At 61.7% G+C, this 21,621-nt stretch carries 16 protein-coding genes; 5 read left to right on the forward strand and 11 right to left on the reverse strand.

Annotated features, from left to right (window positions below; translation table 11 throughout):
* The first annotated feature begins 16 nt into the window (after positions 1-16).
* A complete protein-coding gene (locus AC559A_RS03885) occupies positions 17-2,188 on the forward strand; it encodes an ATP-dependent helicase (RefSeq protein WP_498816357.1) in 2,172 nt (723 codons plus the stop codon).
* A 12-nt stretch (positions 2,189-2,200) separates the two neighbouring features.
* On the opposite strand, the gene AC559A_RS03890 is transcribed toward AC559A_RS03885, so the two are convergent.
* The 9 genes from AC559A_RS03890 to thiL all read right to left on the reverse strand — a co-directional run bounded on the left by AC559A_RS03890 (position 2,201) and on the right by thiL (position 13,019).
* The gene (locus tag AC559A_RS03890; RefSeq protein ID WP_498816359.1) at positions 2,201-3,016 is read right to left on the reverse strand and encodes a class I SAM-dependent methyltransferase; all 816 of its coding nucleotides are present in this window, start codon (positions 3,014-3,016) and stop codon (positions 2,201-2,203) included.
* 150 nt (positions 3,017-3,166) lie between these two features.
* On the reverse strand, positions 3,167-4,834 hold the full coding sequence (gene ilvD, locus AC559A_RS03895; RefSeq protein ID WP_498816361.1) for a dihydroxy-acid dehydratase: 1,668 nt from the start codon (positions 4,832-4,834) through the stop codon (positions 3,167-3,169).
* 55 nt (positions 4,835-4,889) lie between these two features.
* The gene (locus AC559A_RS03900; protein ID WP_028572668.1) at positions 4,890-5,288 is read right to left on the reverse strand and encodes a type II toxin-antitoxin system VapC family toxin; all 399 of its coding nucleotides are present in this window, start codon (positions 5,286-5,288) and stop codon (positions 4,890-4,892) included.
* A complete protein-coding gene (locus tag AC559A_RS03905) occupies positions 5,285-5,524 on the reverse strand; it encodes a type II toxin-antitoxin system Phd/YefM family antitoxin (RefSeq protein ID WP_028572669.1) in 240 nt (79 codons plus the stop codon). Before AC559A_RS03905 ends, AC559A_RS03900 begins: the two co-directional genes overlap by 4 nt.
* An 84-nt stretch (positions 5,525-5,608) precedes the next feature.
* The gene (locus tag AC559A_RS03910) at positions 5,609-6,487 is read right to left on the reverse strand and encodes a cell division protein FtsX (protein WP_498816363.1); all 879 of its coding nucleotides are present in this window, start codon (positions 6,485-6,487) and stop codon (positions 5,609-5,611) included.
* A 20-nt stretch (positions 6,488-6,507) separates the two neighbouring features.
* Complete coding sequence (ftsE, locus tag AC559A_RS03915) at positions 6,508-7,188, reverse strand: cell division ATP-binding protein FtsE (protein WP_498816365.1); 681 nt, start codon at positions 7,186-7,188, stop codon at positions 6,508-6,510.
* A gap of 13 nt (positions 7,189-7,201) precedes the next feature.
* The gene (locus AC559A_RS03920) at positions 7,202-10,564 is read right to left on the reverse strand and encodes a ribonucleotide reductase barrel domain-containing protein (RefSeq protein WP_498816537.1); all 3,363 of its coding nucleotides are present in this window, start codon (positions 10,562-10,564) and stop codon (positions 7,202-7,204) included.
* A gap of 160 nt (positions 10,565-10,724) precedes the next feature.
* Positions 10,725-11,888: an ABC transporter substrate-binding protein gene (locus AC559A_RS03925; protein WP_498816367.1), complete on the reverse strand. Its 1,164-nt coding sequence runs from the start codon at positions 11,886-11,888 to the stop codon at positions 10,725-10,727.
* Positions 11,889-11,999: 111 nt separating this feature from the next.
* Positions 12,000-13,019: a thiamine-phosphate kinase gene (gene thiL / locus AC559A_RS03930; RefSeq protein WP_498816369.1), complete on the reverse strand. Its 1,020-nt coding sequence runs from the start codon at positions 13,017-13,019 to the stop codon at positions 12,000-12,002.
* Positions 13,020-13,264: 245 nt separating this feature from the next.
* On the opposite strand from thiL, the gene AC559A_RS03935 reads away from it, so the two are divergent.
* The 4 genes from AC559A_RS03935 (at position 13,265) to AC559A_RS03950 (ending at position 19,307) form a co-directional block, all read left to right on the forward strand.
* The gene (locus AC559A_RS03935) at positions 13,265-15,997 is read left to right on the forward strand and encodes a UPF0182 family membrane protein (RefSeq protein WP_051434640.1); all 2,733 of its coding nucleotides are present in this window, start codon (positions 13,265-13,267) and stop codon (positions 15,995-15,997) included.
* Positions 15,998-16,066: 69 nt separating this feature from the next.
* Positions 16,067-16,294, forward strand: a complete 228-nt coding sequence (locus tag AC559A_RS03940; protein ID WP_245590056.1) for a hypothetical protein — start codon at positions 16,067-16,069, stop codon at positions 16,292-16,294.
* Between the two features lie 583 nt (positions 16,295-16,877).
* Positions 16,878-17,411, forward strand: a complete 534-nt coding sequence (locus AC559A_RS03945; RefSeq protein ID WP_498816371.1) for a Spy/CpxP family protein refolding chaperone — start codon at positions 16,878-16,880, stop codon at positions 17,409-17,411.
* 81 nt (positions 17,412-17,492) lie between these two features.
* Positions 17,493-19,307 carry a two-component system sensor histidine kinase NtrB gene (locus AC559A_RS03950; RefSeq protein ID WP_498816373.1) on the forward strand — a complete coding sequence of 605 codons (1,815 nt, stop codon included), beginning with the start codon at positions 17,493-17,495 and terminating at the stop codon, positions 19,305-19,307.
* A gap of 23 nt (positions 19,308-19,330) precedes the next feature.
* On the opposite strand, the gene AC559A_RS03955 is transcribed toward AC559A_RS03950, so the two are convergent.
* Positions 19,331-20,563 carry a M24 family metallopeptidase gene (locus tag AC559A_RS03955; RefSeq protein ID WP_028572677.1) on the reverse strand — a complete coding sequence of 411 codons (1,233 nt, stop codon included), beginning with the start codon at positions 20,561-20,563 and terminating at the stop codon, positions 19,331-19,333.
* Between the two features lie 23 nt (positions 20,564-20,586).
* The gene (gene mqnC / locus AC559A_RS03960; protein WP_498816375.1) at positions 20,587-21,615 is read right to left on the reverse strand and encodes a cyclic dehypoxanthinyl futalosine synthase; all 1,029 of its coding nucleotides are present in this window, start codon (positions 21,613-21,615) and stop codon (positions 20,587-20,589) included.
* Positions 21,616-21,621 lie beyond the last annotated feature (6 nt).

The raw sequence follows: 21,621 nt of genomic DNA on the forward strand, positions 1-21,621 counted from the left end.
CCACGGGACGCCAACCATGACCATCGACTTTCAAAAGCAACTTAATCCGGCCCAGTGGCAGGCCGTGCACTCCAGCCAGGGGCCACTGTTGGTCATCGCCGGCGCGGGCAGCGGAAAGACCCGGACCATCGCCTACCGCCTGGCCTATCTGGTCCGGCAGGGCGTGGCTCCGGAGAACATCCTGCTGCTCACCTTCACCCGCAAGGCGGCCCAGGAGATGCTCCACCGGGCCGCCCGGCTGATCGAACGGGAACTGGGGGGCGTGGCCGGAGGCACCTTTCACTCCTTCGCCAGCTCGGTCCTGCGTCGCTACGCCCCGGCCCTGGGCTATCCGGACCGGTTCACGATCATGGACTCCCCGGACATGCGCGAGGTCCTCGGCCAGGTCCGCAATGATCTGAACCTGGGCAAGGGCGACAAGGCCTTTCCCAAGAAAGCGACCATTCTCGGGCTGATCAGCAAATCCCGGAACAAGGAAATGGACATCGCCCAACTTCTGGAGCAGGAGTCTCCGCATCTGCTGCCCTATGCCGGGGACGTCCAGCTCATCGCCGAGGCCTACGCCGCGTTCAAGCCGCGCCACGGGCTGATGGACTACGACGACCTGCTTTACAATCTGGAACGCCTGCTTCGGGAGCGGGAGGATCTGGCCGAATTCCTGCGCATGCGCCATGGCCATGTGATGGTGGACGAGTTTCAGGACACCAACAGGGTCCAGGCCCGGCTGGTCCAACTGCTGGCCGGGGACGGGCGGGGGATGATGGTCGTGGGCGACGACGCCCAGTCCATTTACGCCTTTCGCGGAGCCGAGGTGCGCAACATTCTCGCCTTCCCCAAGACCTATCCGGACACGACCATCGTCCGCCTGGAAGAGAACTACCGCTCGGCCCAGCCCATTCTGGACCTGACCAACGCCCTGCTCAAGAACGCAACCACCAGATTCGAGAAGAACCTCTTCTCCCGGCGCGCCGAGGGCCCCAAGCCCCAACTGATCCACACCATCAGCGACCAGACCCAGGCCAAGGCCGTGGTGGACAAGATTCTGGAATTGTCCCGGGAATGCCGGCTGCGGGACATCGCCGTGCTCTTCCGGGCCGGCTTCCAATCCTATCCCGTGGAGATGCTCCTGAACAGGATCGGCCTGCGGTTTCGCAAGTTCGGGGGGCTGAAGTTCACCGAGGCCGCGCACATCAAGGACGTGCTGGCCTATTTGCGCCTGATCGCCAATCCGGCGGACCTGCCCGCCTGGCAGCGGGCCGTGGTCCACGTCAAGGGCCTGGGCCCCAAGACCTGCACCGGGTTCTGCAAGGCCCTGCTGGAAGGCGACCAGAAAAAAGTCGCTCAGGTGGAAAAGAAATTTCCGGACGTGGCCGCAGCCTTCGCCCTGATCAACGACCTGCGCCGGGAAAAGCCCGCTCCGGACGCGGCCCTGGAACGGATCCTGGAGTTCTACCGCCCCCTGTTCCAGGAGCGCTACCCGGACGACTACCCCCGCCGCCAAGCCGGGCTGGACCAGCTCCTGCAGATAGCAGCGGGCTTCGAGGAGCTGGACGCCTTTCTGGCCGAACTGACCCTGGAAAGCCCGGAGGAAGGCGGCGAAGTGGATTCCGAGCAGGAGGATTACGTGGTGTTGTCCACGGTCCATTCGGCCAAGGGGCTGGAATGGAAGTCCGTGCTGATCATCGACCTGGTCAACGGCCGCTTCCCGTCCCGGCATGCCCTGGACAAGGCCGACGATCTGGAAGAGGAACGCCGCCTACTCTACGTGGCCTGCACCCGGGCCCGTGACTATCTCGGACTGTTCGTGCCCTCCTCAGTCTACAACCGGTTCATGGGCGGCAGCGAACCGGCCATGCCGAGCATCTTCATCAGCGAACTGCCTCTGGAATGCTATGAAGAATGGCGTGAAGACTATCTCGGAACCCTCAAACCCCGCGACGCGGCCAAGGCTGGTCGGCCCACGTCCCGCTCCCCCGCGCCCAAAACGCTCCCGCCGCCCAAGCCGTCCGGCAGCCTCCCTCACCCCCTCCATGCCCCCAAAGACCCAAAAACCTTCGGCTACTGCCGACACAAGATCTTCGGCCGCGGCAAAATCGTCGAATTCCTCCCCCCCAACCGCTACCGCGTCAATTTCACCGGCTTCGGCCTGAAAACCATCATGGCCGACTTCCTGGCCATGGAGGATTGAGCCGGGAACAACCTATCCGTTCTCTTTGTTCCGGTTCGCGCCGGAAGAAGCCGGCTGCTCCATGGGCCGCAGCTTGGCCTTTTCCTTCCAGGCCATGATGGGGGTCAGCGGTGCATCGCCCACCAGGTCGCAGCGCACCCCGGCATACGCGCCGACAAAAGGCGGCCAGAGACGGCAATTCAACTTGCGCCAGCAAGATTTGGCCGACCACGTCCGCTGCGGTCCGATGAGCACGGATTGCGCGATCATGGGCCGCGGCCCGGCCTGCTCCTGGAGCAGGGACCTGATTTCCCACCAGGAAAACCAGCGGACATTGCGGAGAAACCCGTTCTTTTTCCGCCGCAGGCCGCTGCGTCGGGCCAGGGCGTACAGAGAGTGCTTGTTCAGAAAGGTGACCAGGACGGCCTTCCGGGCCACGCGCAGGGCCTCTTGCAGCACCGGTTCCGGATCAGGACAGAACTCCAACAAGGTCAGCAGAGCCACCACGTCGAATTCCTTGTCCCGAAACGGCAAATGTTCCGCCTGCCCCAGATGCAATTCGGCCCGGTTCCCCAGGCGTTCCCGGGCCAACTCCAGCATGGCCGGGGAAGCATCCAGCCCGGAGACGTCGAACCCGCTCTCCCAGAAAAACTGCAAAAACCGCCCCGGCCCGCATCCCACCTCCAGCAGCTTCTGTTGCCTTCTGATCCAGGGAGCCATGAAATGCTGCAACAACCGCTTTTCCTGGGCCAGAGCAAAGGTTCCGGCCTCGGTCTCATGCCACCGGTCGTAAACAACGGCCTGTTCTTTGTTGATGCGCTCGGTAATGGGAGGCTCCTTTCGACTCACGCAGTTTATTGAGGATTACGCAAATTCGGCATCAAACGTCGAAAAGTCGTTAGTCGTGAATCCACGACCCTTCTACAAATAGTGACGACGTGCTTTCGGAAAATTTATCGTGGCGTACCAGAGCATGTTCCTGGCGTGCGTCGTGACGGGTTATCCGGTGAACACCGCTCCTTGGGCCGCGCTGGCCGCGAGGCGGGCGTAGCGGCGGAGGAAGGGGGAGGTGATTTCGCGTTGTCGGGGTTTCCATGCCGCGCGGCGGGCCGTGAGTTCCTTCTCATCTACCAGCAGGTTCAGCTTTCTGCCGGGGATGTTGATTTCGATGCGGTCGCCTTCCTGAACCAGCCCGATGGGACCGCCTTCCACCGCTTCCGGGGAGACGTGGCCGATGGCCGCGCCCCGGGTGCCGCCGCTGAATCGACCGTCGGTGATCAGGGCCACGTCCTTGTCCAGGCCCATCCCGGCGATGGCCGAGGTGGGGGTGAGCATTTCGCGCATTCCGGGGCCGCCTTTGGGGCCCTCGTTGCGGATGATCAGCGCGTCGCCGGGGTTGATCCGGCCTTCGAGAATGGCCGCCACGGCTTCTTCCTCGCCCTCGAAGACTCGGGCCGTGGAGGTGCGGACCAGCATTTCCGGGGCCACGGCGGATTGTTTGACCACCGCGCCGTCCGGGGCCAGGGAGCCCTTGAGGATGGCGATGCCGCCTTCGGGGCTGTAGGGTGCGGTAATGGGGCGAATGACCTGGTCGTCCAGCACGGTCGCGCCCAGGGTCCGGAGGTTGTCCCCGAGGCTGGCGCCGGTGACGGTCTGAACCGAGAGGTCCAGCAGGTCGGCCTTGGCCAGTTCGGCCAGGACAGCGGGGATGCCTCCGGCCCGGTGCAGATCCTCAATGTGGTCGCTGCCGGCGGGAGAGAGTCGACACAGGTTCGGCGTGGAGCGGCTGAGTTCATCAAAGATGCCCAGGTTCAGGTCCAGATTCGCCTCGGCAAAGATGGCCGGCAGGTGGAGCACGGTGTTGGTGGAGCAGCCCAGGGCCATGTCCGCGGTCACGGCATTGCGCACCGCCGCCGGGGTGACGATGTCCCGGGGGCGGATGTTTTGGGCGAGCAGGTCCATGACCTGGGACCCGGCCTGTTTGGCCAGCCGGATCCGCGCCGCCGTCACTGCCGGAATGGTCCCGTTGCCGGGCAGGGCCAGGCCGATGGCCTCGGACAGACAGTTCATGGAGTTGGCCGTGAACATCCCCGAGCAGGACCCGCAACCCGGGCAGGCGCACGTTTCCAGCTCGTCCAGCTCCTCCTGGGTCATCTGACCCTTGCGCACCTTGCCCACGCCCTCGAACACGGAAATCAGGTCCACGGCCTTGCCCTGCCACGCTCCGGCCAGCATGGGCCCCCCGCTGACCAGGATGGCCGGGATGTTCAGCCGGAGCATGGCCATGAGCATGGCTGGAACCACTTTGTCGCAATTGGGGACGCAGACCAGGGCGTCGAAGGGATGGCCCATGGCCATGGCCTCGATGGAGTCCGCGATGATTTCCCGGCTGGGCAGACTGTAGTGCATGCCCGGATGATTCATGGCCAGGCCGTCGCAGATCCCGATCACCGGAAACTCCATGGGCGTGCCCCCGGCGGAGCGGATGCCGTCCTTGACCGCCCGAGAGATGGTGTGCAGATGGATGTGGCCTGGAACCACTTCGTTGGCCGAGTTGACCACGCCGATCAGCGGGCGGCGCATTTCGTCCCTGGTCATGCCCAGGGCGTGCAAGAGGGAGCGGTGAGGGGCTTTTTCCAGGCCTTTGGTCATGGTTTCACTGCGCATGGTTGTTCCTTGAGAATAAACTCGGTTGCGTTGATTTTCTTAAGATAAGCGTGATTTAAGCCAGCTTCAAGCCGAAGGCCGTGTATGCCTTGATGGCGGAGTCGGCCGTGATCAGTGTCATGTTATTGCGGATGCATTGCCAGATCAGCAGTCGATCGAAGGGGTCCTTATGGGCTTCAACAAAGGGAAGTCGATAGGCCGAAGCCATGTCCTCTCCGTCCGATTCCAGCAGATGGAACCCGGCTTTGCAAGCGGCGGTCAACATCTCTTCCGGCGAGACGCCGACCAAATCCAGCTTACCCAGGGAATACTTCAGGGAGATTTCCCAAAAACTGATCGAACTGACGAATTTCGCCGAATCAGAGTCCGTCAGGACCTGCCGGTGCTCTTGCCGGATTTTCTCCGGATCGAGCAGGCTCCAGATGATGTAGTGGGTGTCCACGAGGTAGTTCATGACCCGCAAAGCTCTTCCGAGGTCATGGCAAAATCGTCCTTGATGGTGTAGGACGCCTTTCCCCGCAACGTGCCGAGTTCGATCCGGTTCTTTTTCTTGTATTTGGAATAGGGAATGATCACGGCAAGATGTTCCCGTTTTTTCCCGTAGGAAATCACGATTTCCTCACCCTGCTGAACGGCCTTGATGACTTCGGAGAAATGCGTTTTGAGTTCGCCAACGGCCATGCTTTTCATGTGGAGGACCCTAGAGCCCGCGTTTTAATCTTGTCAAGTTGACACCACGTCGCGGGGGAGCGGGTAGAAGTCCACAGGGAGGCGCTATTTCTCTCTTAACGCCACCCAACTGCTCAGAAAGCCCATGACCACGAGGACGGCCAGAAAAGCCAGGGTCTGGGAGGACGGCAGGTAGTCCAGGCGCAGCCAGAGGGGGGGAAAGTGGAGCAGGTCCCGCAGGCTGAGCTGGACGCCCTTGAGCATCAGCAGGGCCAGGATGCCGCCCAACAGGCCGAGCACGGCGCCGGAGACGAGCATGGGCAGTTGGATGTACCACCGGGCCGCGCCGACCAAGCGCAGGATTTCCACTTCGTTGCGGCGATGCAGTTGGGAGAGCTTGATGGTGTTGCCGACAACCAAGGCCAGGACCACTCCGAGAAAGAGGATCAGCGGCCAGATCACCTGATTGCTGAATCGGGCCCAGCCCCGGGCCAGGTCCAATTGCAGAGGATTGAAGCTGACCTTCTCCACGCTTTCCAGAGATTCCAGGTGCAGGTAAGTAGCCTTGGCCCAGGTCTGCTGGTCGTCGTCCAAGACCGAGAAGGTCAACAGAGCCGTGGCCGGAAGGGGATTGTGGCCTTGCAGCCAGACGAAGTCCCCGGTCCCGCCGAGTCGCTGCATGAGCAGGTCCAGGGCCTGGTCTCCGGAAAAAGTCTTGATCTCCGCGAGGTGCTCCAGCTCCCGCAAGGCGTCCCACTGGGTCCGGACCAATTCCTGCTCGGCCTCCGGCTGCCAGTAGATCTGAAACTGGATGTCCCCGCCGGCGCGTTGCAGTTCCAGATCCAGATTATGCAACACGAGCAGGAACAGCCCGCCCAGAAAGGCGACCAGGGTCACGGCGGCCAGGGTGAGTACCTGGATCCAGGGATGACGACGGATATCCGTCACTCCCTGGAGCATCAGCTTGAACACGATACGGAACATCAGCGTTCACTCCGGACGGTTCATGTGGGAGCGTCCATGTCCCAGTTGGTCCAGTTCACGGCCCCGTCCTCAAGGTGCAGAATCTTGGCGTCCGGCACGCAGGCCAGGATTTCCTGGTTGTGGGTGGCCAGGACGATGGTCGTGCCGTGGGCGTGAAACTGGAGGAAGATGCTCATCAGGCGCATGGCCAGTTCCCGGTCCAGATTGCCGGTGGGCTCGTCGGCCAGGAGCAATTGCGGCCCCACTACCACGGCCCGGGCGATGGCCACCCGCTGTTGTTCGCCGCCGGAGAGTTGGGCGCAGGGGACGTGCATCTTGTTTTCCAGGTCCAGGCCCCGGAGGACCGCCCGGACCCGCCGTTCGGTGTGGGTGCGGGGCATGTTCCGCACTTCCAGGGCCAGGGCCACGTTGGCGAACACGGTGCGTTCCGGCAGGATTTTGAAGTCCTGAAACACAACGCTTACCTCTCGACGTAGGAGGTGAATCCGCCGGGCCTTGAGGGTATGAAGATCAAACCCGGCCACGCTCCCCTGGCCTCGCTTCAGCGGTATCGCGCCGTGGAGCAGGCGGAGCAGGGTGGTCTTGCCCGCGCCGCTGGGCCCCACCAGGAACAGGAAATCGCCCTTGCGAACCTCCAGAGAGATGTTCTTCAGAGCCCACTGGGTCCCGAAGCTGTAAGAAACGTGGCGCAGGCTGATCATCACGTTCGCGGGGTCATCCGCACTTGGTGTAGCCGCAACCCTGGCAGACGAAGCAGCCTTCCTGGAAGATCAGCTCCTTGCCGCAGTCCGGACATTCCGGCTTGACCAGTTGGTTGCTCATCTCCGCCTTGCGTCCCTGAAGGTAGCGACTCTCCAGGACCCAGGACACGGCGTCCGGGATGGACAGCAGCATGTCCTTTTTCTGAAAGACCGGATGCTCGCCGCCGATGCCCTTGAGCTGACTGACGATGTCCTCAACGCCCACTCCGGATCGTAGGGCAAGGGAGACCAAGCGGCCGATGGCCTCGGCCTTGGCCGTGATCGACCTTCCGGACTTGCCGATGGTGGTGAAGACCTCGAAAGGGCGGCCATCCACCTCGTTCACCGTGAGGTACAGAAACCCGTAGCCGGTCTTGACCTTCTGGGTGAAGCCGTAGACCACGTCCGGCCGATCCCGGACCACGCGTTGGGACTTTTCCGGCTCCTTGGGCTTGCCGCCGTCGCCGGTGCAAAGCACCTGGGTGCTTTTGCAGCCGTCCCGGTAGACCGTGACCCCCTTGCAGCCCATTTCATAAGCCATCCAGTAGATCTTCCAGATGTCCTCCTGGGTGGCCGCGTGGGGCAGATTTACGGTCTTGGACACCGCGTTGTCCGTGAACTTCTGAAATGCGGCCTGCATCTTCAGGTGCCAGATCGGCTCGATGTCGTGGGCCGTGACGAAGACCTTGCGGACATCCTCCGGCAGATAGTCGATATGGTGAATGGTTCCCTTGGCCGCAACTTCTTCCATCAGTTTGGGGCTGAAGCATTCGGCCTCGTGCAGGGCCTGCTCGAACCAGGGATTGGCCTCCAGGAGCCGTTCTCCGTCCATGACCTGGCGCACGAAACTCAGGGCGAAGAGCGGCTCCACCCCGGAGGAGCAACCGGCCAGGATGGACAGGGTGCCCGTGGGCGCGATGGTCGTGGTGGTGGCGTTGCGAAACGGCCCTTGATTGTGTTCGGCAAAGGTGGAATCCGCGAAGGCCGGAAAAGGTCCGCGCTCCTCGGCCAGCTTCTTGGAAGCGCTCTGGGACTCGAACTGGACGAAGTGCATGATCTTTTCGGCCAGATTCAGGGCCTCCTGGCTGTTGTAGGGAATGTGCAGCCGGTACAACAGATCGGCCCAACCCATCACCCCAAGCCCGATCTTGCGGTTCATCCGGACGGTCTCGGTGATCTTTTCCAGCGGATAGCGCGAGGCGTCGATGACGTTATCCAGAAAGCGGACGCAAAGATGAATGTCCCGCTTCAAATCGTCCCAAAGGATGTCATCCTTGCCGGAATTCTGGACGTACCTGGAAAGATTGATGGAACCCAGGTTGCATGCCTCGTAGGGGAGCAGCGGTTGTTCCCCGCAGTTGTGGACCATGAACCCGTTGGCGTCAAAGGCGTGCACCTCGGGAACGGTGACGTCGTAAACATCTCGTTCGCCAACAAAGTCTAAGGACTTCACAGTAGCCAGAAAGCGTTCCCGGTTCAGGGACCGGCGGTACATGCCCAACAACCTCACCAAAAGATCCCGCTTGGCCGTGTCCTGGAACCCGACCACCTCAGCGAAACGCTCCAAATTGGCCCCGCTGATGATTAACTCGTGCTGCGCCTGGACCGGGTATTCCCTGGAACCGCCCTTGCCGTCGGGCAATACCTTTACACCGGCGGGACGTCTGTTTTGATGAATGGTGCTGGCGATACCCAGCCGCAACAACATTCGCTGGACGGCAAAAAGGCGTTCAAGATCGCTCTGAGCCAGTCGAATGCTGACTCCCTTGCGCTGGTTGCCCTGGACCGAGCCGTCCGCATCGAACAGGCCACCCAAAAAGCCTTGATAAAACTCCGAAGAGGTCTGTTCCAATTGCTCGGTAATGGTTTTACGCCCAGGAGCCATGCCCAACCCCAGGGCCAAATCGCGAACCGCGCTCAGGCACATCCGGCACTCGTTTCGCCCGGCAATGGTCTGCCAACCTTGAAAGTCTCCACGATGGGGCAGCGTACGGGCAAACGTCTCCGCGGCGGTCATGACTCCGAGCGTTCCGCATGGATCATCCTCGCCGTTGACGGTTCGGGCTCGGGGCCAAACAGAGAGCACCGCCTTGTCCGTCTTCAGGGTGCCGTCACCCACCAAAAGTCCTAGCAGATAACCCTCGGCTAGGCCGTACGCACCCGGCCAGCCGGTGATGGTTCGGTGATCATGCAGCACGATCTTGTCGTCCGGAGCCAAGTCCTCGGCCCGAGTCCACTGGGGATTCAGGGCGTACCGGGAAGGCGAAGCGGCCTGAAGCACCGGATGGTCCGCGGTGAGCAAAAGGCTGTGCCCTTCCTTGGTTTGGAGGTGAAAAACCGGTTTGCGGCCTGTGGCGAAAAAACCGTGGTCCGTGCTGGGGTGGGCCTGTCCATTGACCACGAGATTCACCGGGCGTCCAATCAACTCGTGGACCTGACGGGGGCCAACGTCCGTCATCACGAAGGTTTCCGAGGTGACGCAGGGATTCGTACTCTCGATTTCACCCTGTTTGGGAGTGGGATTGTCGCGGTTGATGCGGTCCAGGAAGATGATCCCGGGGTCCCCGCTTTCCCAGGCCTTCTGAACCAGCAGGCCGAAGACTTCGCGGGCCTTGAGTCGGGCCTTGGCCTGTTTGGTGTGCGGTGCGACGAGGTCGTACTCCTCGTCCTTTTCCACGGCCTGCATGAACACCTCGGTCAGTCCGATGGATAGATTGAAGTTGTTCAGATCCCCGTCCCGCTCCTTGGCCCGGATGAAATCCAGAACGTCCGGATGGTCCACCCGGAGGATGCCCATGTTCGCGCCGCGACGGGTGCCGCCCTGTTTGACCTGCTCCGTGGCCGTGTTGAAGATCCGTAGAAAGGAGATCGGTCCGGAAGCGATGCCGCCGGTGGAGCCGACCCGGCTTTTCTGGGGCCGCAAGCGGGAAAAGGAAAAGCCCGTGCCCCCGCCGGATTTGTGGATCAGGGCCGCGTACTTGATGGCGTCGAAAATCTCCTCCATGGAGTCGCCCACCGGGAGCACGAAACAAGCTGCCAGTTGACCAAGGTCCGTGCCCGCGTTCATCAGGGTCGGGGAGTTGGGCAGGAAGCGGTACGTGGTCATCAGTTCGTAGAACCGGCGGGCCAGCTCGTCCACGGAATACGGGGAAGCCGGGTACTTGGCCTCTTCCGCGGCAATGGCCGAGGCCACGCGCCAATAGAGTTCCTGGGGGGTTTCCAGGATTTCCCCCTGGCCGCCCTTGCGCAGATAGCGCTTGTTCAAAACGACTTCGGCGTTGGGCGGCAGAACGGGTTGGGGAAGGTCGTCGGGAACCGTCGTCGGTTCCGATACAATACCGGCGGCAATGGAGGTTGACGTCACAAGCGGTCTCCTGATGCAAAAGCCTGATCACCGCTCTTCACGGCGATCAGGCGCGGGTTAAGATAAGGGAAGTCATGGAATAAGCCGGAGAGGAGACAACCTCTCCGAACAGCCGAGGCCGTGCCGTACAGGGTTACTGCATCACCCAGCGGTCCTGATCCACCTTGACGATGATCAGGGAGTCGGTGTCCAGGCCGTTGTGGTCTTCCTCGGACAGGGTGAAGATGCCGCTGACCCCGACGAACCCGGAGGTCCGGCGAATGGCGTCCCGGATGGCCGCCGGATCGTCCGGCCCGACCTCGCGCAGGGCGTTGGCGATGAGCATGATCGCGTCCCAGGCGTAACCGGAGTGGGTGTTGATCGGGTACTGGCGTTCAAAATCGTAAACGTCGCGATAGAGCCGGATGAATTCCGTGACCACGGCCTTCTGCGGGTCGTCGTCCGGAAGTTGGTCAGCGGCCATCAGCTTGGTGGAGGGCATGTAGGTGCCATCGGCCGCGTCGCCGGCCAGTTCCAGGTACTTTGGGTCCGGAATCCCGTGGCAATGCATCAGGGGAACGGTCAGACCCAGCTGCTGGACGTTCTTGCTGACCAGAGCCGCGGCCGGGCCGATGGTCCAGCAGATGATGAACTCTGGGTTCGTGGCCCGAATTTTGACCAACTGGGTGGTCATGTCCGTGTCCGTTGGGGCGAATTGCTCGTTGGCCGTGATGGTGATCCCGAACTCCTCGGCCAGGCTGGTCAGCCAAGTCAGCCCGTCGCGGCCGAAGCCGTCGCTGGCCGTAAGCAGGCCGACCCGGGTCACCCCTTGGCTTTGCAGGTATTCGTAAACCCGGCTCACGGCCACGGAGGAGCGCTGCGGGCTTTTGAAGATCCAGTCGAAGTCTCCGAAACGGCCGCCCATGATCACCGGGTCTCCGCCCACGGTCATTACGGTGGGCATTTGGCGCTGATGCAGGTAGGCCTTGACCGCCATGCCGGTGTCCGTGCGGGTCGGTCCGACCAGGGCCGTGACCCGCTCCCGCTCCACCAGTCGGCGGGCGGCCAGCAGGGCCTTCTGGGGATCGCTCTCCGTATCCGCGACGACCAGCTCCAGAGGGCGACCGTTGATGCCCCCGGCCTGGTTGATCTGGTCCACGGCCATTTCCGCCACCAGCTTGGTGGGGGTTCCGATGAACGCCGCCGGTCCGGAGAGGGCGAAGAACGCGCCGATCTTGATGGGCTGTCCGGCTGGAGCAAGACCGGAAACGCAGAGCAGGGCCAAGGTCGCTACAAAAGCAATCACTTGTTTTTTCATGGAAAAACCTCCATTTAGGGCATGAATGACAAACCAGAATTATCTAATTGATCGTTTTGGGAAAGTACACCTTCAAAAGAGGCGATTCAGCGGGAAACGGTCCAATGCCGATTACTGGAAAAAATGATCAAAACCTTGAGATTCCATTTGTTTTCCATTCAAATGGATTCCTGGTTTCTCCGTCACGTCCCCCAAACGCCGCACGGCGGGATTTTTTTCTCGCAGCATGTCCCAATCCCGTGCAGCGGCCACGCCCAATAACGCATAATCCTCTCCCCCCAGCACGGCCCATTCAGCCGCATCCACTCCGTTTTTCCGGGTAAACAACAGCAATTCAGGGTGCAGCGCCTCCGGTGGCAGGGTCAGGGCGCACCCCAGGTTCGACCCAAGAAAGCGCGGCAAATCCCTGGCCAGGCCGTCGGAGACGTCCATCATGCCACGCACTTCGGGCGTCCGGCTCAACGCCGTGGCCGTCGAGACATGCATGACGGGTCGCAAATGAGCCTGGACCGCGACGGGGTACTCCGCCGGAGTCGAGCCGTTCTTGGACGTCTTTGGACTCACGCCGCCTTCGAGAAAGGCCAAGCCCAGCCTGGCCAAGCCTATTTCGCCCACCAGGAAAAGCACGTCTCCGGGCCGGGCCTGAACCCGGCGCAGAAACCTGCCGCCCTCGGGCCGTTCCCCCCAGATGGTCACGGCCACGCCCAGATACGGCGCCACGGAAAGGTCCCCACCGGCCAAATACAGGTCGTGTTCTGCGGCCAGTTCGGCCATGCCGCGAAAAAAGGCTTCCCAGAATCCACGCGTCAAGTGTTTGGGGGCCATCAGGTTCAGGACGAACCCCAGGGGCTTGGCCCCCATGGCCGCGATGTCGCTGATGTTCACGGCCAGGGCCTTGTAGCCGATGTCCTCCGGTGCGAAGTAGGCCATCCGGAAATGGGCGTCCTCCAAAAACAAATCCGACGACACGCACAGGGATTCCCGGGAGTCGATCACGGCGCAATCATCGCCCCGGCCAAGGAGCAGTCGGTGGTGGGAACTGGGGAAGCAGCGATCGATCAGAGCCAGATAGGCGTCTTCGGAGCGAAGGCCGTCGGGATGGGGCGGGTCAGAAGGGATTGCGGTGAGCATGCAGTGATAGGGGGCTTGATGTGGGCAAAATTTGGTTCGTCGATCCGCTACGTTCTTTTCGCTCGAAGCGCTCCAAAAAGCAACGAGCGCATTCTCTGTTTCCATATCCATACAGTTGACCTTTTGTTCACAAGAAGGAATAAAGGATTTTTTCCGCTGTTCGCGGATTCGCGTTCCAAGCCTCGCGGCTTTTCATACGTGATTTTGGCCCCAAATTTCATCCCCCTGTCAAGGAGGTTGTCTCGATGCTGTTTTCTTTTGGTCCCGGTCCCCAAGGCCCATACGACCCGCGGGATCCGTTTCCGCAGTTCAAGGTCGAAGAGATGGACTTTTCCAAATTCCATCGTTTCCTGCGGTTGGGCCTGCTTGGTTTGGCGGTGATCATCCTGTGGTCCGGACTGAACTGGGCCCAGGGCTTTTACACCGACTGGCTCTGGTACAGCTCCCTGGACCACCAAGGTGTGCTTTGGAAGGTCGTGACCACAAAAATCTGGCTGTACCTGGGAGCGGTGCTCGTCTTCCTGGCCCTGGCCGTTCCCAATCTCGTCGCGGTGGTGCGGACAACCGGGCGGATGTTCCCTCGGGGCGGGCACAGGTTGCCGCCGCAGATCTACGATTCCGCCCGAAGCGTGCTGATCTGGCTAGCCGGGGGTGTTGTGGCCCTGGGGGCATTTCTGCTGGCCTCCGGACCGGCAGGAGAGTGGAACGTCGTCCTGCGCTACCTGCACCAGGTGCCTTTCGGCGAGGCCGACCCGATCTTCAACAACGACTATTCCTTTTATATCTTCGCCCTGCCGGCCCTGGAATTCTTCCGTTCCTGGCTGGTGGGCCTGACCGTCCTCGTGGCGATCATTGTCGCGGCCTTCTATTACATGAACAGCATCCTGCGCGGGGAGGCCTTTGCCTTCCGGGGCCCGATCCTCTCGCATCTGGCCGTTCTGGGCGCGTTCCTTTTCGTGCTCATTGCCGCGGGTCATTGGCTCTCCAGGTACGACCTGCTCTATTCGACCATGGGCGCGGTCTATGGGGTGGGCTATACGGACAATTTGTTCAACCTGCCCTCCAGAGCGTTCATGACCGTGGTGGCTCTGATCGCGGCCGGGGCGCTCCTGGCCGCGGCCAAGACCGGGCGCAAGGAATTGGCAGTCTGGTCCGTGGGTGCATGGTTCGGTCTGAACATCGTCCTGGGCAGCTTGGTCCCCGGACTGATCCAACGCCTGGTGGTGGAACCCAGCGAGCTGGCCCGGGAAACCACCTACCTGGCCAACAACATCAGCCATACCCGCCATGCCTTCGGGCTGGAGCGGGTCCATTCCATGACCCACCCGGCCCTGGGCGAGGTGGACCACGCCACTGTGGATGCCAATCAGGGCACGATCCAGAACATCCGGCTTTGGGATGAAGGCCCGTTGCTCCAGAGTTACAACCAGATTCAGTTCTTCCGCCTGTACTACGATTTCCTGGCCGTGCACACGGACCGCTACCGGGTTGGCGACGAGCTGCGCCAGGTCATGTTGGCCACCCGTGAGCTGTCCGCTGAAAAATTGCCCTCCGAGGCCCAGCGATGGGTCAACCGGCACCTCCAGTTCACCCATGGCTACGGTGTGGCCATGACCCCGGTGACCGAGGTCCAGGCCGGCGGGCGTCCGGACTTTTTCATCCGCGATCTGCCGCCCAGGGGAGAGATTCCCCTGGATCGTCCGGAGGTCTACTACGGTCTGAAGAGCCTGGACTACCTGATCGTGAACAGCCGGATGCAGGAGTTCAACTATCCCGGCCAGGAAGGACCGGTCTACACCCACTATCAGGGCGACGGCGGGGTCCAGCTTGGTTCCTTCTTCCGTCGTCTGATGTACGCGTGGCAATTCAAGGACGTGAATATTCTGATCTCCGGAGAGGTGACTTCCGAAAGCCGGATCCAGTACCGGCGCACCGTGCCGGAACGCTTCTCCACCGTGACCCCTTTCCTGCTGCGCGACCGCGAAGCCTACACCGTGGTGGCCGATGGTCGGCTGTTCTGGATCCAGGATGCCTACACCACCACCAGCCGCTATCCCTATTCCACGCCCTGGGAGCGACGGTTCAACTACATCCGTAACAGCGTCAAGGCCGTGGTGGACGCCTATCACGGGACCCTCACCTACTACGTGTTCGACGAGAGCGATCCCCTGATCCGCACCTACCAGGCCATGTTCCCCGAGTTGTTCAAATCCATGACCGAGATGCCGGAGTACCTCCGGGCCCATGTCCGGTATCCCCAGGATCTGTTCACGGTCCAGACCCAGATGCTCCTGCAGTACCACATGGAAGACCCGGTGGTCTTCTACAACAAGGAAGACCAGTGGTCCGTGCCCGTGCAACACTCTTTCGGTCGGACGGAAGCCCTGAAGCCCTACTACATCGTGGCCCGGCTGCCCGGCGAGGAGAAGGAGGAATTCCTGCTCATCCAGCCCTTCACGCCCATCAACCGGCACAATCTGGTGGGCTGGATGGCGGCGCGCAGCGACGGGGAGAACTACGGCGACCTGACCCTGTTCCGCTTCCCCACGGGTCGGCATGTGGACGGCCCCAGCCAGGTGAAGGCGCGCATCGACAACGACGCGGTCATCTCCGAGCAGTTCACCCTGTGGGGCCAGGTCGGCTCCGAGGTCTTACGGGGCATTCTGCTGGTCATCCCCATCGGGGATTCCATCCTCTACGCCGAACCGGTTTTTCTGATTCCGGATACCATCGATTTCCCGGAACTGCGGCGGATCATTCTGGCAGACTCCCGGCAGGTGGTCATGCATCAGACCCTGGACGCCTCCATCAGCGCCCTGGTGGGCGACCTCCCGTCCGTGGCCCCGGTGGTGGAGACCGTGGAGGAAGAGGACGCGGCGAGGCCGCTGCTTCAGCTTCCGGACTTCAACCAGGGCCTGCGCGATGCCGTGGACAAGCTCCAGGAAGTGGTGGACCAACTGCGTCGGTTGATGCAGTAACCAAAGACGTGACAAAGGTGGAGCGTTTCCCTGAATAGCACATGGTTTCATTCCAAAGGAGGCAATGACATGATGCATCTCACATCGGTATTCCGGCACATCAAGCACTCGTCCGGGATGGAAACAATCCATGCCGCTGCGGAAAAGGTCAAAAAACATTGGGAGGAACTGGCGTTGGATCAAGGATTGGATCCGGCGCAAAACGTCGAACTCCAGGAGAGCGACAAGGAAATCCGCGTCATGATCAGTGAACAGCTCTCCGCTGTTTACTCCGAAGAACCCGGCTCCTGGCGCTAGAAGACAAACAGCCCCCGTGCCCGTCGCAGCAGAGCGCAGCAACGGGCACGGGTCATTCTTTTGTCCGATGCAGCATGTTTTTTTCCAGAATAACGCGCCCAGGGTTTTATTAACGGGCATTTTTTCTAAAATTTACGTAACGACTCAGCCCATCCGATCAAACACCGCCGACCGTCCGGGGTGACCTCGAAGGTGTTTCCACCCGACCATGTCCAGTCCGGGCAGCCCGATCTTCGGTCCAGGGCCAGGACCATGCCCTGCTCCAGAGAGGTCTCGAAACCCGATGAAAACCAGGGGCACCAATGCAGAACAGGCTGAAATGATAGGCGTTGCCGTTCGCTTCGTGCAGCGGAATATGAGCATTGCGTGGATATCCCCGAAGGTGGCAATGAAGGGCGCTCCTTTGCGCGAATTGTTGCACATGTGTGCAACGCGGTTGTGCAAATAATTGCGCAGTGAGTTTTGGTTTAGATTGAAAATTCGGCGGGTCATTTGAAATCATTCGCTTTCTGTCTTTGGCACACCCTTTGTATAAAGTAAAAGCATCCATTCACCACAACCACTCAACGTGAGGAGGCAATGTATGCGACGTTTATTTTCCATTAGTGCGGTACTTCTTGTTTTGGCTCTGATTTCCGTGCCCGTCCTGGCGCAGCACCAGCACGGCGCCGATCAACCCGGCAAGCCAGAGGGGCAGGCGCAACAGCACCAGCGTGGGACCGGACATCCGGTGCTCGGCAATCTTTCCGAGGAGCAGCAAGGAGCAATGGTCGCGCTGTTCGAGGAGCATCGCAAGGCCATGATGCAGCACAACCTTCAGTTGCGCGCCAAGCAGGCCGAACTGGACGTGCTCCTGGCCGCCCCGGAATTCCAGCGGGCCCAGGTTGAAACCGTGACGGCCGAAATCATCACCCTGAAGGGCGAGGCCATGACGCTCAGGAACGATTTGCGACGCAAGGTTTTCGAGGAAACCGGGCACCTGATGCAGGGCGGCATGGGCGGCAGAGGCCACGGCATGTCGGACCGCGGCAAGATGTCCGGCAAGATGTCGGGCAAGCAAGGCCGGATGGGAAACTGCCCGATGATGTCCGGACACGGAGCACAACCGGCTGAATAACATCTCAAAAACAAAATGCCGCCCGGCCAGTCGGGCGGCATTTTTGTTTCCATCCATTCCTCTCATTCCAGAACATTTCCCATGCACATCCTGCCGGCCATTGACCGCGAAAAGCGCTTCCTTCTGCCTCTGCTGGCCATCTTTCTGCTCGGCATGAGCCTGACCTTTCTCACCTGGCAGAACCTGCGTCAGCAGCATTTGGCCGTGGAGCAGCACATGGTGCTCGCGGCCAAGACCGTCGCCATGGGCATCGAAGGCAATCTGGGCTGGAGGATGCGCGGTGGCCCCAGGATGGGCATGCCCGGAAGCGGGAGGCCGACCCCGGAGCAACTCCTGGACGAATTGCTGACCTCGCCGGATCTGGTATTCGTCGGCGTCGTGGGACCCACTGGCCGGCTGATCCTTTCCTCCGACGAGACCGACGCCTTCCCGCCTGTCCCCCAGACCGCTCTGGACGTGCTGCGCGAACAGCGTCAATGGCATGAATTCACGAAATACAACGATCAGGAAGTCCTGCTCTACGTCCATCAGATCAGAGCGCCCGTGGCCCGGCACATGCACGAACAGTTTCCGGATCGCGGCCATCCCGTTCGCGGGCATGCCTTTTATCTCGTGCTCGGCCTGGACATGAGCGAACACCTGGGCATGTATCACGACGCCCGGCGGGCCGCCCTCTGGCAGGGCGGCTACGTGCTGGCCACGGTGGTTTTGCTGTGGATCGGCGCGATGAAGCTGTTGCAGCGCCGGGAACAAAGCGCCAAAGTCAAGGAGCTGGAGCAGTTTCAGGCCAAGCTGGTGGACAACCTGCCGGACGGCCTGCTGACCGTGGACGCCGAAGGCGTGATCCGCGGGGCCAATCCCTCGGCCGTGGCCTTGCTGGGGGGAGACGGTCCGTTGCCGGGTCGCCGCTGGATTGATCTCGCCCTCAACCAACAGTCAAACCCGCAGTCGAACCGGCTCGACGAACAGCGAACGGAACCAGGAGTCGAGCCGGAACCGGAATCAGGTCCCGCGTCAGGCCCTCCGGGCATGTACTGGCGGAATTTTTCCTTCGCGGATCGCCATCTGGAAATTCTGGCCGTGCCCCTGCGGGCGGATCAGCGGAAGCTGGGTGAACGTCTGGTGCTGGTCCGGGATCGAACCGAGATCAAGAAGCTGGAAGACAGCCTGCAGGAGTCCGAACGTCTGGCGGCCATCGGCAGGCTGGCCGCGGCCGTGGCCCATGAGATCCGGAATCCGCTCAGCGCTCTGCGGGGGTTCGCCCAGTTTTTCGCCGGCAAGCTGGCCGGTCGCGAACCTGAGGAAACCTACGCCCGGACCATGGTTGCCGAGGCCGACCGCCTGAACCGGGTGATCACGGATCTGCTCTTCCTGGCCAAGCCCAAGCCGCCTCAGAAGAGCGAGATACGACTGCCCGAATTGCTGGAGAGCGTCGAGTCCCTGCTGCGCTCCGACCTCCACCGGCACGGGATTGAACTGCGTCCGCGTTTCGTCGAGGAACACGCGGTCTGGGCCGATCCGGATCTGCTCAAGCAGTGCCTGCTCAACCTGCTCATGAACGCGATCCAGGCCGTCGCCGGGAGCGAGGATACGACACCAGGCGTGATCGAGGTCGACGCTGAACGGGCAAACGGAGGAATATGGATCGTCGTCCGGGACAACGGCCCGGGCATGGACCCGCAACAACGACAACGCGCCCTGGAGCCGTTCTACACCACGCGCAAAGACGGTTCCGGATTGGGGTTGGCCATTGTGCACAAAATCGTGCGCGACCACGGGGGGCGGCTGGAAATCTCCTCCGCGCCCGGCCAAGGGGCTCGGATCAGCATGTTTTATCCGCAAGATGCGGTGCCGGGGCTGGAGCCGGAGCAGGCTCCGGCTGTGGAAACCGCCTAAACGGCCTTGTTCCGCGCATTCGTTCAGTCCGCGGCCACGCACACCATGGAAAAATCGTTCCCGGTCAAACACCGCCCACCGTCCGAGGTGACTTCAAAGGTGTTCTCCACCCCGACCATGCCCAGCCCGGGCAGGCCGATCTTCGGCTCCAGGGCCAGAACCATGCCCTGTTCCAGCGGGGTCTCGAAACCCTTGGCCAGGGCCGGCCATTCGTCAATGGCCAGGCCGATGCCGTGGCCCAGAAAGCGGACCTTGTTCCCGCCCAGGGCCATGAAACCCTGGCTCCAGCCCTCCTGTTCGGCCCAGTCCCAGCAATGCTGGAACAACCGGCTGGGAACGGCTCCGGGCCGCAGGTTCTCGGCCAGCCATCCCTGGACCGCGACGCAGAAGTCGTGGGCGCGCCGCGCCTGCTCCGGGATATCCTCGCACGCTCCGGCCCAATAAACCTGGGTCTTGTCCGTCTGGTAGCCTTCCAGGGCGAAACCCACGTCCAAGGTCAACGGTTCCCCGGCATTCCAGACCGTTCCGGCATACCCCATATGGGACACGGCGGGATGCTGACCGCGCAGTCCCACTGGTCCGTCGAACACGCTGGGATAATTGGCGCTGTCCCCGGCGGAGACGTGGCCCAGGAAAATTTCTTCCCCGTGGTTCTGCATCCGCAACAGCCCATGGTGCCCCTGGCTGAAGAACACCTCCCAGATCCGGATCGAAATCTCCCGCTCGGTCATGCCCGGGGCAATCCGCTCCGGCAGCAACTCCCGCAGGCAGCGATCATGGCGAGCGCCCGCCAGGCGCATCTTGGCCAGTTCCCAAGGGGTCTTCACGGCCCTGGTCTGGTGCAGCACGCTATCGGCGGAACGCAGGTCATATCCGCTCAAATGCTTGGCCAATCCCTGCCCCAAGGCCCAGGTCAACCCGGACATCTCCACGCCGACCATCTCGGACAAGGGCGAACCGGCCTCCTTGGCCAGGTCGGAGAGCTCACGAAAGGAACGGTACGTGGCCACGTGCTCTACCCCGGATTCCAATCGAACCCGCTCAATGCCCTTCCGGACCAGCAACATCGGCCGCCCTTCCACCGGCAGCCAGAATACTCCATTGGTCCAGGATCCGGTGAAGTAATAAATATTCATCCGCGAAAACACGAGCACGCCACCCGCATCGGGCAACTGGGTCCGCAACAAGGACCGACACCGCTCCCAACGCCGGGCCAGCTCTTCTTCCGGGATGCGTTCCAAGGCTTCGAAATTCATTTTTACCTCTCGTTAGATCGGCCTTACGCCGGTGAGTAATCCATCCTCCGGCGCACGGGGGTGAATCCCGCGCCTTCGACGATGGTTCGCAGGTCCTCCTCGGGGAGCAGGAAGCGGACGCCGGCGGCGGCGACGACGTTTTCCTCGATCATGGTCGATCCCATGTCGTCCGCGCCCCAGTGCAGGGCCATCTGGCCCACCAGAGGGCCTTGGGTGACCCAGGAAGCCTGGATGTGCGGGACGTTGTCCAGATAGAGACGGCTGAGAGCCAGAAACTTCAGGTACTCGACGGAAGAGGCTTCTGGGACGTCGATCTGGGTGTTGCGGGGCTGAAAAGTCCAGGGAATGAACGCGGTGAATCCGCCGGTTTGGTCCTGCAGGTCGCGCAGCTTTTCCAGGTGCTCCAACCGATCTTCGATCCTTTCCCCGTGGCCGAACATCATGGTCGCCGTGGTCTTCAGGCCTTGACGGTGGGCGCATTCCATGACCTCCAGCCACTTGGCGGCGGAGCATTTATGGGGCGAGATCCGGGTGCGGACGTGGTCCACCAGAATTTCCGCCCCTCCGCCGGGAATGGAATCCAGGCCCGCCGCGGCAAGGCGGGCCACCACTTCGGCCACGCTCAGGCCGGAAGACTCGGACAAAAACACGATCTCCGGGGGGGAGAAGCCGTGTACGGCCACTTCCGGAAATTCCCGCTTCAGAAACGTGAGCATGATCCGGTAGAAATCCAGACTCAATTCCGGGTTCATTCCGCCCTGGAGCAGGATCTGTCGCCCGCCGAGCGCCATGGTTTCCCGGACCTTCTCGCCCAGTTCGTCCAACGCCAGAACATAGCCCTCGGCATGGCCCGGCGGTCGGAAGAAGGCGCAAAATCGGCATCCGGACACGCAGATGTTGGTGTAGTTGATGTTTCTGTCCACGATATACGTGACCACGGCCTGGGGATGCATGGCCACCCTTTCGGCATGGGCCAGGGCCCCGATTTCGATGACGTTCAAATCGTTCCAGAGTCCCAGGGCATCCGCCGCGCTGATGCGTTGTTCCGCCATTTCAAT

This window comes from Desulfonatronum zhilinae (assembly GCF_900182865.1).
GTDB classification, from domain to species: Bacteria; Desulfobacterota; Desulfovibrionia; order Desulfovibrionales; family Desulfonatronaceae; genus Desulfonatronum; species Desulfonatronum lacustre.